A 12,639-nucleotide genomic window follows, 5' to 3' on the forward strand; every position below is an offset into this window, starting at 1 on the left:
TTTGTGTCACACTATGGACATCAAAAGGCTCAATTATTATTAGTTCGACTGGGGATACTATCATAGTTTCTGCCCTAATGCAGTGGCTAAATCACTCGGAAATTTAATCCAATACCGATAGAATGCCCTCAGCTCAACGAGGAAGTTTTTTATGACCGAACATCAAAATGTAGATTTAAGTGAAATTGCGAAATTTGAAGAGATAGCAGAGCGCTGGTGGGATCGCGAAGGCGAATTTAAGCCGCTGCACGATATCAATCCGCTGCGATTAGATTTTATCAATGACCGCTGTGGCGGATTATTTGAGAAAAATGTGCTGGATGTGGGCTGTGGTGGCGGCATTCTGACCGAAAGCATGGCAAAGCTTGGCGCTAAAGCACACGGTATTGATTTGGGCCAGGAACCGTTAAACGTTGCTAAATTACACGCACTCGAAGCGGGGGTGAGCATAGACTACCGTAAAGTGGCTGCCGAAGAATTTGCTGCACACCACCCCGAGCAGTTTGACGTAGTCACCTGTATGGAGATGTTGGAACACGTACCTGATCCTGCATCTATCGTTGCAGCGGTTGCAAAAGCAGCCAAGCCCGGAGCTGATGTGTTTTTTTCAACATTGAATAAAACCCATAAGGCGTTCTTACTTGCTGTCGTTGCTGCGGAACGTGTATTAAAAATGGTTCCTCCAGGCACCCATGACCATAATAAATTCATTCGCCCTTCAACTTTGATTGGCTGGGCTGAAGCTGAAGGCCTGAAAGTACGTCGCGCTGCCGGAATTAACTACAACCCGTTGGGCAAAACCTTTACACTGACCAATGATGTCAGTGTCAATTACCTACTACATTTTGAGAAGCTAGCATGACACAGGCCGTAATATTTGACCTCGATGGGACATTGCTCGATACCAGTGATGACTTAGGCGGTGCACTGAACCACGTTTTGAAAAAACATGGTATGGCGCAAGTCGATCGCGCTGTTTATAGCCCGGCTATCTCCAATGGTGTAAAAGCATTATTGGAAGTTGGCTTTGGTGATAAACTCAGTGAATTCGACTTCGAAACGCTCAAGCAGGAAGTGCTCGACTACTATGCACAGAATCTGGCGGTTCACTCACACTGTTTTACAGGAGTTGAGTCTTTACTGGAGGCTCTTGCGCAGAAAGGGATCAAAACGGGCATCATGACCAACAAGCCAACCTTTCTGACCCTGCCCTTGCTGGCACAAATCGCCGTACTCAGAGACATTGAGGTCGTTGTCTGTGGCGATACCTTAACCGTTGCCAAACCCCACCCTGAGCCGCTGCTGCTTGTGGCAGAAAAACTGGGAGTTAATCCTGAGCAATGTATATATGTAGGAGACGCTGCTCGAGATATTGCTGCGGCCAAAGCGGCTGGTATGAGGTCAGCGGCAGCCTTATGGGGTTTCATTCCATCCCTGGAAGAGGCACACAGCTGGTCTGCGGATCTGGATCTTACTAACCCAGAATCGATCTTTTCTCATATTTAGTGTCTTTGATAATAAAACACCACTATATATTGTGTTTTATACTATATTGAGAACAAAGTTGCGCATAAAAAAAACAGTCGTGCAATTTGCGAAAATTTCTTAAAAAAAGCGAAAAATCGACTGGTGTGAGTTGATTTTTTTTTGCTTACAGCGTCGTTGGATAGCAGAAGGTTAGTATTTGCTAACATAAAAATATTATCCCTATGTTATCCACAATCCATAGAAAGTTGTTCTATTGCAAAATGACGCTAACCCCACTATCTTGTGATCCTCTTTCTAGCGGACACCATATATAGTGGTGAAATGCTAAGCAATTATGAATATGCGATGAAAATTACCGCATTCCGGGGGAATACAGGCGTAGCTATGAACCAACAATTATCTGTCAGTAAACGAAACGGCCGTAAAGAGCCGCTTGATTTAGATAAAATTCATCGAGTGATAAACTGGGCTGCCGAAGGCCTGAATAATGTGTCGGTTTCTCAAGTCGAGCTTAAGTCTCACATTCAGTTTTATGATGGAATTCGTACAGAAGACATTCACGAGACAATCATTAAAGCCGCTGCTGATCTAATCTCAAAAGACACACCAGACTACCAATACCTTGCGGCGCGTCTGGCTGTATTCCATTTACGCAAGAAGGCCTATGGCCAGTTCGAACCACCTCATCTTTACGACCACGTGACTAAACTGGTTGAAGACAAGCGCTATGATGCAGGTCTGTTAACCGACTATACCCGTGAAGAATATGAGCAGCTAAACGACTTCCTTGATCATGACCGTGATATGTCGTTCAGTTATGCTGCGGTAAAACAGCTCGAAGGTAAGTACCTGGTTCAGAACCGTGTAACGGGTGAAATCTATGAAAGCGCTCAGTTCCTGTATATCCTGGTTGCTGCCAGCCTGTTTTCAGATTATCCAAAAGAAACACGCCTTGACTACATCAAGCGTTTTTACGATGCGGTTTCACAGTTCAAGATTTCGTTGCCGACACCTATTATGTCGGGCGTGCGCACGCCAACGCGCCAGTTCAGCTCGTGTGTATTAATTGAAACAGCGGACAGTCTGGATTCGATTAACGCCACTTCATCTGCCATCGTAAAATACGTCAGTCAACGCGCTGGGATCGGGGTCAATGCAGGTCGGATCCGTGCGCTGGGCAGCCCTATCCGTAACGGCGAGGCTTTCCATACTGGCTGTATTCCATTCTACAAACACTTCCAGACAGCGGTTAAAAGCTGCTCTCAAGGTGGTGTGCGTGGCGGTGCAGCAACACTGTTCTACCCGCTTTGGCATCTGGAAGTTGAAAACCTGCTGGTTCTGAAGAACAACCGTGGTGTTGAGGAAAACCGTGTAAGACACCTGGACTACGGTGTTCAATTCAACAAAACCATGTACACGCGCCTTATCAAAGATGACTACATCACGCTATTCAGTCCGTCAGACGTACCAGGATTGTACGATGCCTTCTTTGAGGATCAGGACAAATTTGAGCGCTTATATGTACAATATGAGCAAGACGAGTCTATCCGTAAGAAGCGCATAAAGGCACTTGAGCTGTTCTCTATGTTTGCACAGGAACGTGCAAGCACGGGCCGTATCTATCTGCAAAACGTGGATCACTGCAACACCCATAGCCCGTTTGATGCCAAAGTTGCGCCTATCCGCCAGTCTAACCTGTGCCTGGAAATTGCACTGCCAACTAAGCCGCTAAGTCACGTTAATGATGAAGAAGGCGAAATCGCTCTGTGTACGCTGTCGGCCTTCAACCTGGGTGCTATCAGCAGCCTGGATGAGCTTGAAGAGTTAGCAGAATTAGCCGTTCGCGCTTTGGACAACTTGCTTGACTTCCAGGACTACCCTGTTCCGGCTGCAAGAAATGCGACTATGGGTCGTCGTACACTGGGTATTGGTGTTATCAACTATGCCTACTACCTGGCTAAGAATGGCGTAAAATATTCAGATGGCAGTGCTAACGGCCTGACCCACAGAACGTTTGAAGCGATTCAGTACTACCTGATGAAAGCGTCCAACAAGCTGGCTCAGGAACGCGGCGCGTGTCCTAAGTTCAATGAAACAACGTACGCAAAAGGTATTATGCCAATTGATACCTACAAAAAAGATGTCGACAATATCTGTAACGAGCCGCTACACCTGGATTGGGATGCGTTACGCCAAGACATTATGCAATATGGCATGCGTAACTCGACCTTGTCTGCATTGATGCCATCTGAGACCTCTTCACAGATCTCAAACGCAACTAACGGCATCGAGCCACCTCGCGGTCACATTAGCGTTAAGGCCAGTAAAGATGGTATCCTAAAGCAAGTTGTGCCTGAGTACGAAAGACTGAAGGGCAACTACGAGCTGCTATGGGATATCCCGTCAAACGATGGTTACCTTGGCCTGGTAGGTATTATGCAAAAGTTTGTTGACCAAACTATCTCAGCAAACACGAACTACGACCCGACTAAGTTTGAGGGTGGTAAAGTACCTATGAAGCTGTTGCTTAAAGATTTGCTTACTGCATACAAACTGGGTGTGAAAACCCTGTATTACCACAACACCCGTGACGGTGCATCGGATGCTCAGGACGAAATGAAACCTGAGGTTGAAGACGATGATTGTGCAGGCGGCGCTTGTAAAATCTAATCATGGTTAGCGGGTATTTTACCCGCTCTTTTTTGGTGTCGAGAATTATCTATGTCGTATTCTACGTTTAACAGAACCCACAACGATCAATTACAGGAACCGATGTTTTTCGGTCAGTCTGTTAATGTCTCCCGTTATGATCAGCAGAAGTACCCTATCTTCGAAAAGCTGATTGAAAAGCAGTTGTCTTTTTTCTGGCGACCAGAAGAAGTCGATGTCAGCAAAGACAGGTTGGATTTTCAGGCATTACCAGAGCACGAAAAGCACATTTTCCTGAGTAACCTGAAGTATCAAACTCTGTTAGACAGTGTCCAGGGGCGTTCTCCAAACGTGGCCTTGTTGCCTATTGTATCTATCCCTGAGCTGGAAACCTGGATTGAAACTTGGGCGTTCAGTGAAACCATTCACAGCCGCTCATACACACACATTATTCGTAATGTGACTAAATCACCAGAGCTTATTTTCGACGACATCGTTGAAAACGATAAGATCAGTGAGCGTGCTGAGGCCGTAACTAAGCACTATGATGAACTAATAGAAAAAGTGTCACTATATAACCTGTACGGCGAAGGCAAACACGAAATCAACGGTGAGACAGTGCATATTAACCTGTTCGAGCTGAAGAAAATGCTGTATCTGTGCATCATGTCGGTGAACATTCTGGAGGCTATTCGGTTTTATGTAAGCTTTGCCTGTTCGTTTGCATTTGCTGAGCGTGAGCTGATGGAAGGTAATGCAAAAATCATTAAGCTGATCGCCCGCGATGAAGCGCTTCACCTGTCTGGTACTCAGCACATTCTGAATATCATGCAAGATGGTAAAGACGACCCGGAAATGGCCATTGTTGCTGCACAATGTCAGGAACAAGCCATTCAGATGTTCGTAGAAGCCGCGGAGCAGGAAAAAGAATGGGCTGAATACTTGTTTAAAGATGGATCTATGATTGGTCTGAATAAAGACATTCTGTGTCAGTATGTTGAGTACATCACCAATGTCCGCATGACCGCGGTTGGATTACCAGCTCAGTTTGAAAGCAATAGTAACCCAATCCCCTGGATCAATGCCTGGTTAGTCTCTGACAACGTTCAGGTTGCCCCTCAGGAAGCTGAGATTAGTTCTTACCTGGTTGGTCAGATTGACTCTGAAGTCGATGCCTCTGACTTTGGTGACTTTGATCTGTAATGGCAGACAGGCCAGTCAAAAAAATCTTTCTTGACCCAGAAAAAGAGCCGCTGTTACACGCGGCTCACTCCCCTTCATTACTCGCAACACTTGAAGCAAATCAGGTTGAAGTAGCCTATCAATGTAGAGAGGGGTTCTGCGGCGCCTGTCGCGCCAAGTTATGTCGGGGTAAGATTGCCTATAATCAGGAACCTTTGGCGTTTGTACGTGACGGAGAGATTTTGCTCTGTTGCAGCAAACCCGTGACCGATGTGATCATTAAGCTAGTGTAGTTTAATGATCTCACTTTGATAGTAATCCGATTTATCACTTACACTGATCACGCCGTTATCAATGATCACATCCCAGTGCAGGCTGCGAGAAAGTGCAGCAGCGAGTTGGCTCACAAAATCCGCCGATAAAGAAAAAATACGAATGTCCTGCATCGCTATCAGATGGGGAGAAAGCTCCTTGTACCAGGCGTCTGCGCCGGCTACCAGGCAAACCACCTTATTTGCATGCTTACGATACTTCTGCAGCTCCCCCAGAGTAGGCTCACCGACATACAGCGCAACCTCGATTTGCCCCTGAGCATTTTCAAGCCAGACATCGGGCTGATTTTTCTCTCTCACTCCCAGCCAGTGCACGTTATCCAGGTAAGACAAACCACAGAAACCTATTAACTTCAACACAAAGTGTTCCAGCGTTTCGGCTTTTTGCAACGCTGCGGTGAACACTTCCTGATGATGTGCATGATGAAACAAGTCTGCTATGTTCATCCGCACTTTAAAAACAAAGAGATCAGCCATGATATGTGTACCTGAACCTATTACTTTAACTATATGAAGCCGTCAAAATAATGCAAACTTAAAGAGATAGTATAACATCATTGATACCGCAATAATGCGGTGTTATATTATTGCAAGTATAAACAATCCAGAATGAGTATTATGTTTAAGCAGTCTTTAATCACTTTTGCCATAACCAGCGCAATTTTTTCCTCTCAGGCATCTGCCGCACAACTGAAAGGTAAAGTGCTGGACACCAACAATCAGCCGGTCCCTAATGCGACGGTACATTTACACGGTAAATCTCAATCGGTAAAAACCGATATTAATGGTCAGTTTAGCATTAATGTCGATCAGGCCTCTCAGCTTCACGTTAGTAAAGACAACTTTATCAATGAACGCATTGATGTCGCACCAGACTCCCCTTATGTTACCGTAAAATTAGCGCCCAGCTCTGTTGAAAGCGTTGTTGTATATGCCTCTGCGTTGCACAAGAGTAACATCGAAATGGCATCACCAGTTGCCGTGTTAGGTGGCGATGAGCTGAAAAACAGCGCAAAACCAACACTGGGCGAAACCCTTAAGCAACTGCCAGGCATTAATGCCAGTTATTTCGGGCCAGTCTCTTCCAGCCCGATTATTCGAGGCTTAGATGGCCCACGCGTTAAAATCACCCAGAATGGCCTGGACAGCAGTGATGCGTCACGTGTCGGTCCTGATCACGCCAACACTAACGACTCTCTGGCAGCACAGCAAATTGAAGTACTGCGTGGCCCGGCTACACTGCTTTATGGTTCAGGTGCCATTGGCGGTGTCGTCAATGTGGTAGACAATCGTATTCCTACTGATGTAATTGAAGGTGTGCAAGGTGGCGCTGAGTTCAGCCATGACACCAACTCAAACACTAATACTGTGGCTGCTTTATTTGAAGCCGGTAACAATGGCTTTAACTTCCACTTTGACGGCGTAACACGCAAAGGCGGTGACTATGAAACACCGCGTTTTGCTCTGCCGGGCGAAGACCATGACGATCATGATCACGATGAAGAGCATCATGACGAACATGAGGAACATGGTCACGACGAGCATGCAGAAGAAGAACATGGCGAGGAAGCACACGGTGAAGCTGAATACGCAGAGCGTGTTGCCAATACCTTCATTGATTCTGAGCAGTTTAATATCGGCACCAGTTTTGTTGGCGAACACCTGACAGTTGGTCTGTCATACGGCCGCATAGAAACAGACTATGGTATTCCAGCTCACGCTCATGAACATCACGACCATGGTGACGAACATGACCATGATGAGCACGGCCACAATGAGCACGGTGAAGACGAACACGATGATGCACATGGTAATGAAGAAGAGTCGGTCTTTGCTCGCGTAAAGCAAGACAGATGGCAGGCCCTGTTTAACTATGCACTACACAATAACTGGATTGAGTCTATTCAGGTACGTGCTGGATTTACAGACTATGAGCACTCAGAGATTGAGCACGGCGCGGTTGGCACTAAGTTCAGCAACGAAACGACTGAATTGAGAACTAATATCGAGCACAGACTTGGGCAGTGGCACGGTATTGTAGGTTATCATTTCTCTGACAGCGATTATGCAGCTGAGGGCGCAGAAGCGTTCACACCAGCTACCAACACCAAAACTCATGCCCTATATATTCTGGAAGAACGTCGTTTTGGTGATGTGACATTAGAGCTGGGTGCGCGCGTTGAGGACTTTGCATTATCGAGTAGCTTTACCTCAGGCCACGATGAGCACGACGAACATGATCATGATGAGCACGAGCATGAAGGTCATGAAGATGAACACGTGGCTGAGATCATCGACTATACACTGGATACCACCAACTTCAGTGCATCGATTGGTGCCGTATATGATTACGCTGAAGGCCACAATGTTGCTGTCAACCTGTCACGCTCTGAGCGTGCACCTTTGACTGCAGAACTCTTGTCAAACGGTCTGCACATTGCAACCTCTACTTACGAGCTGGGCCTTGGTTATCACATCGAAGGTGACGAAGTTCATTTCGAGCCGGAAAATATAGAGCAGGAAAGATCGACTAACCTGGATATCAGCCTCAGACGTTTCATTGGCGATTTTGGTTATACGGTTAACTTTTTCTACAATGATGTTTCTAACTACTATTACCAGCGCAACACAGGTTATATGTACACAAGCGAGCACGGCATAGAACTGGCTGACCATCACCATGAGGGTGCTTTGCCTGTATATCAGTTTGAAAGCGCCGATGCTGAACTATACGGATTTGAGTTTGATGCCCACTATCAGATTGATGAGCGTAACCGTATTAAAATCTATGGTGACCACCTGAGAGCTGAGCTTGACTCTGGTGAGTATCTGCCACGTATTCCAGCTAATAAACTTGGCACAAGCTACCGCTTTGAACTGGAAGATTTCTCAGCTGAGCTGAGCGCAACGCATTACATGACACAAGATAAACTAGCGCAGTCAGAAACTAAGACGGACAGCTATACTTTGCTTAATGCCAGCTTTAGTTATGATTTCAGCTTGTCAGGTGTAGACTTGGTTGGTTATGTGAATGTCGACAACATCACTGATGAACTTGGCTTTGTACACAGCTCGTTTATCAAAGAGCAAGCACCGCTACCAGGACGTAACTTCAAGTTAGGGATCCGTGGCTATTTCTAAGTTTGTAGGCTCTGTTTATCTTATACGCTAATAGCCAAAGACAAACAGTTCCTATCTGAGCCCAATGCCGCCACCTGGCGGCATTTTCTTTGCCAGACAATTCCCCTTCTTCTAAGCGCTTTTTCTCATCAAGGCAATGAGTAAGCCTCTAAGCCCACTGATACAAGAAAATATGATTATCTGATGAAATCGCCCCAATCTGACATTGTGTCGCGTCGTTATATCCAGAGGCGACTTAACTACAACTGAGTGAAAAAGTCTTCCGGCTGATGCCTGACAGGCTTAGTGCATTGCACTGTCGGCGTGCCAAGATAAAGATAACCAACAATCTCATCCTGTTCGTTCAGGCCAAGCTGGCGCTTAACGGATGCACTCTGAGCAAAATAACCTGTTCTCCAGACACCAGACAGACCCTGAGCAAATGCAGCCTGTTGCATCGCAAACACGCTACAGGCTGCGCTTTCAATTTGCTCGATTCTGGGCACTTTAGGGTGCTCCATAAAGGGAGAAATGGCAATGATCAGCATAGGCGCACGCTCAGGCAGTGATTTGGCACGGTCTATGATACGCTGTTCTTGTTGTTCCTCGACTGCGGCTTGGTGGAATATCTCGCCCAATTTCTCCCTCCCCTGCTCCTCGACCAAAATAAAGCGCCAAGGCTTTAACCCACCGTGATCAGGCACCTTGAGGGCAGCTTTTTTTATCACTTCAAGCTGGTCGGCATTCGGCCCCGGAAAAGACAGGTTGCTGTCGGATTGTCGCGTTAGTAAAAGTTCTATGGCATCCATTTGTAATTCCTAAAATTTCTGTTCACTCATTATTCTAACGCGACAAGGCCCTAAAAGTTTAGTAACAGTTGCCAAAAACCATTCACGGCAAGTAATCCTTAGTGGGCTCCAGATACTTACGTAACCAATAGTCGAGGCTGAAATAGCGCCCGCCGCCTGTGAATATCAGGCTTATCAGCATAGCAAAATAAATCGCGGCGAACTCAATGCCATTATTCAGGATAACCGGATTTCCGTATTCATAAAGGTACTCTGGTAAACCATTGGCTTCAACAATTTCTTTGATGCGGGACAGCCGCTCGGCTACCTCGTTACTGGCTTCCAGACTCTGCTTAGCGACATCGCTTCCCAGCCAGGCAAATACTTGTGCAGCGCTGGTATCCGGGTTACTGGGTGCGACCGAAAACCATCCATTGTGCCAGTGGACCTGGGTCGCAGCTACAAACATAGTCACGGCAAGTGGTACCGACACCAGTCGTGTAGCCAGACCGATCAACAGCAGCCAGCCACCAAGAAACTCAGTCCAACCCGCCAGAAAGGCCAACAAATCCGGCGCAGGCAGGCCAAGTCCCCACTGCGCGTTACCAAACCAGGCAACAACATTTTCATCTGCCAGTAAGCGCTGCCACCAGACAAGATCCGCTTTGGCAAGGTTGAGTTTATTGAATCCGGCAATGATCATTACGGGAGCCAGAATAAATCTCAGCATCAGAGGCGCCAGGCCATCCAGTAAAGACGTTTTGTCCAAAAGAGAACGATAAAGGAGGTAGGTTGATTTAAGCATATATAAAGTCTGTTATAACTAATGTTATGAGTGTAGACCTTATATCACCGTTTTTTATTGCAAATAGTATGGTTTTAAATGGCACAAAACACGGGCGCCGTACATAAAGCCTACCCGTGTTTTGCTGTTCATCGTCAGGTTTATATCTTTCTCGCTACCTGCAACGCTTCATAGATAGCTCTCTTGGCATCAATAGCCGCCGCCAGTTTAGCGCCGCCAATGACATGCTGGTTGGCAGGCATGGCGTCTTTGTCAAATAAAGCATCATTCGATGTCTGACCAATACAAGCCACGACTGTATCCACGTCCAGGACGCGCTCTTCACCGCCTTGCTTAACAAGCAGGCCTTTGTTATCAAATGAAATATACTCACATTCGGCAATCTGTTCGACGTTATGGTGCTTCGCTACCGCGCGGTGGATCCACCCTGTCGTTTTGCCTAAGTTGTTACCAAAGCGTCCTTCGCTACGTTTAAGCATATAGAGCTTTTTACCCGTCCCGCTGTCGGCCGGCTGACATTCAATTCCCCACTGCGCTTTAAATTCTTCTATGCTCTGATCTGCCTGTTCAGCCAGAAATGCAACCATATCAAAACCAATTCCTCCGGCGCCAAGAATCGCGATTTTATCACCCAGCTCAACTTCTTTGCGGATCACCTCATCGTAAGCAAAAACACGCTTACCATCGCTACAGGTAATTCTGGATTGTCGAGGACTGACCCCGGTTGCAAACACAATGTCATCGTATGATTGAGCCATAGATGACTCATATTCACAACCAAGCTTGAGCTCAATACCCAGGCGTTCGACTTCCTTCAGGAAGTAGTTCAGGGTGTATTTAAAGTCTTCTTTACCGGGGATCCGCATAGCCAGATTAAACTGACCCCCAGCATGTTCATTCTTGTCAATCAGGGTCACCTTATGGCCCTTTTTGGCAAGATAACAACTGGCTGACAAACCCGCCGGGCCGGCGCCAACAACTAACACCTGTTTAGGGCTGCTTGTACGTTCCAGAGGATAATCAAGCTCGAAACCTGCCTGCGGATTAACAAGACAAGTAGCCCGCTTGCCTTTAAATACATGGTCCAGACAGCCCTGATTACAGCCAATACAAATATTGATTTGCTCAGCCTTATTCTGCGCATACTTGTTAAAAAACTCGGGGTCTGCAAGTAAAGGGCGTGCCATGGAAATCAGGTCCGCTTCTCCCTGATTGAGAATATCATTGGCAAGTTCAGGAGTATTGATCCGGTTGACCGCTACAACTGGAATATCCACAACATCTTTAAGACGCTTTGAGGCTTCGCGAAAAGCCCCTGCTGGCACCATACTGGCAATCGTCGGAACACGCGCTTCGTGCCAGCCAATCCCTGTATTGAGAATATCTACACCGGCCTCTTCCAGCGCTTTGGCCTGAGCCGTAACCTCTTGTGCTGTTGAGCCATTAGGGATTAGGTCCATTACCGATAAACGGAATACAATTATGAACTTAGGCGAAACCTTTTCACGTACTGCTCGGACAATGTCAACGGCCAGCCGCATTCTGTTTTCCAGGGTGCCACCGTATAAATCTTGACGCTTATTGGTGTGTTCAGCCATGAACTCGTTGATCAGATAGCCTTCAGAGCCCATGATTTCAACACCATCATACCCTGCTTTCTCCGCCATTTTGGCAGATTTAGCAAAATCTTTTACTGTGTTGCGGATCATGCTCAGCGACATAGATTTAGGTGTATAAGGGTTAATGGGTGCTTTGATCTCGCTGGGTGCAACATTAAAAGGGTGGTAAGCGTAGCGCCCGGCATGTAATAGTTGAAGACAAATCTTGCCACCGTGTTCATGCACGGCGTCCGTATACGCTCGGTGCTTGATGATGTCATAGCGACTATTAAACGAGGAAGAAATCGGGGTGAGTTTGCCACGCAAATTCGGGCTATAACCTCCGGTGATGATTAAGCCAACACCGCCTTTCGCGCGCTCCTCATAAAAGGCTTTAAGTCGCTTCCTGTTATGCCATCCCTCTTCCAGGCCCGTGTGCATAGAGCCCATGACCAAGCGATTTCGCAAATCTGTGTTCTTCAATTGTAGTTTTTGTTCTAACATTGCGTGCCCCAATGTAACTGGTCTTACCTGTGAACATTAACGATTTTATATTTTTTCGCAAGCAAAAACCGCGACTAATTTCTTTGAAATAGCATACAGAAGGTAAAAACTGGCTGTTTTTCAGCCTATCATCTGCAAAATAATACTTAGTTACGTTTTTGTTCTAACGGCTT

General features: G+C 46.5%; 10 protein-coding genes. 6 read left to right on the top strand and 4 right to left on the bottom strand.

What is annotated here, in order from left to right; all coding sequences use genetic code 11:
• Positions 1 to 151: 151 nt before the first annotated feature.
• From ubiG to yfaE, 5 genes are all read left to right on the top strand, one after another.
• Positions 152 to 862 carry a bifunctional 2-polyprenyl-6-hydroxyphenol methylase/3-demethylubiquinol 3-O-methyltransferase UbiG gene (gene ubiG, locus ACXAH1_RS05025; RefSeq protein WP_475194405.1) on the top strand — a complete coding sequence of 237 codons (711 nt, stop codon included), beginning with the start codon at positions 152 to 154 and terminating at the stop codon, positions 860 to 862.
• The gene (locus tag ACXAH1_RS05030) at positions 859 to 1,506 is read left to right on the top strand and encodes an HAD family hydrolase (RefSeq protein ID WP_475194406.1); all 648 of its coding nucleotides are present in this window, start codon (positions 859 to 861) and stop codon (positions 1,504 to 1,506) included. The genes ubiG and ACXAH1_RS05030 overlap by 4 nt, the downstream gene beginning before the upstream one ends.
• A gap of 366 nt (positions 1,507 to 1,872) precedes the next feature.
• Entirely contained in the window at positions 1,873 to 4,158 is a 2,286-nt protein-coding gene (gene nrdA / locus ACXAH1_RS05035; RefSeq protein WP_475194408.1) for a class 1a ribonucleoside-diphosphate reductase subunit alpha, read from the top strand.
• A 51-nt stretch (positions 4,159 to 4,209) separates the two neighbouring features.
• A complete protein-coding gene (nrdB, locus tag ACXAH1_RS05040; RefSeq protein ID WP_125717593.1) occupies positions 4,210 to 5,340 on the top strand; it encodes a class Ia ribonucleoside-diphosphate reductase subunit beta in 1,131 nt (376 codons plus the stop codon).
• Positions 5,340 to 5,612 (top strand): class I ribonucleotide reductase maintenance protein YfaE, encoded by a 273-nt coding sequence (gene yfaE / locus ACXAH1_RS05045; RefSeq protein ID WP_138552579.1) that lies wholly within the window; start codon positions 5,340 to 5,342, stop codon positions 5,610 to 5,612. The genes nrdB and yfaE overlap by 1 nt, the downstream gene beginning before the upstream one ends.
• On the opposite strand, the gene ACXAH1_RS05050 is transcribed toward yfaE, so the two are convergent.
• Positions 5,604 to 6,128, bottom strand: a complete 525-nt coding sequence (locus ACXAH1_RS05050) for a YaeQ family protein (protein ID WP_475194410.1) — start codon at positions 6,126 to 6,128, stop codon at positions 5,604 to 5,606. The two genes, yfaE and ACXAH1_RS05050, sit on opposite strands and share 9 nt — an antisense overlap.
• Positions 6,129 to 6,269: 141 nt before the next feature.
• Here ACXAH1_RS05050 and ACXAH1_RS05055 point away from each other — a divergent pair, with 141 nt between their 5' ends.
• Positions 6,270 to 8,792: a TonB-dependent receptor gene (locus ACXAH1_RS05055; protein ID WP_475194411.1), complete on the top strand. Its 2,523-nt coding sequence runs from the start codon at positions 6,270 to 6,272 to the stop codon at positions 8,790 to 8,792.
• Positions 8,793 to 9,031: 239 nt separating this feature from the next.
• On the opposite strand, the gene ACXAH1_RS05060 is transcribed toward ACXAH1_RS05055, so the two are convergent.
• From ACXAH1_RS05060 to ACXAH1_RS05070, 3 genes are all read right to left on the bottom strand, one after another.
• On the bottom strand, positions 9,032 to 9,580 hold the full coding sequence (locus ACXAH1_RS05060; protein ID WP_475194412.1) for an NAD(P)H nitroreductase: 549 nt from the start codon (positions 9,578 to 9,580) through the stop codon (positions 9,032 to 9,034).
• 82 nt (positions 9,581 to 9,662) lie between these two features.
• A complete protein-coding gene (locus tag ACXAH1_RS05065) occupies positions 9,663 to 10,364 on the bottom strand; it encodes an HvfX family Cu-binding RiPP maturation protein (protein ID WP_475194413.1) in 702 nt (233 codons plus the stop codon).
• Between the two features lie 140 nt (positions 10,365 to 10,504).
• Complete coding sequence (locus tag ACXAH1_RS05070; RefSeq protein WP_475194416.1) at positions 10,505 to 12,466, bottom strand: FAD-dependent oxidoreductase; 1,962 nt, start codon at positions 12,464 to 12,466, stop codon at positions 10,505 to 10,507.
• Positions 12,467 to 12,639 lie beyond the last annotated feature (173 nt).

This window comes from Pseudoalteromonas sp. AWH4_217, from assembly GCF_056161105.1.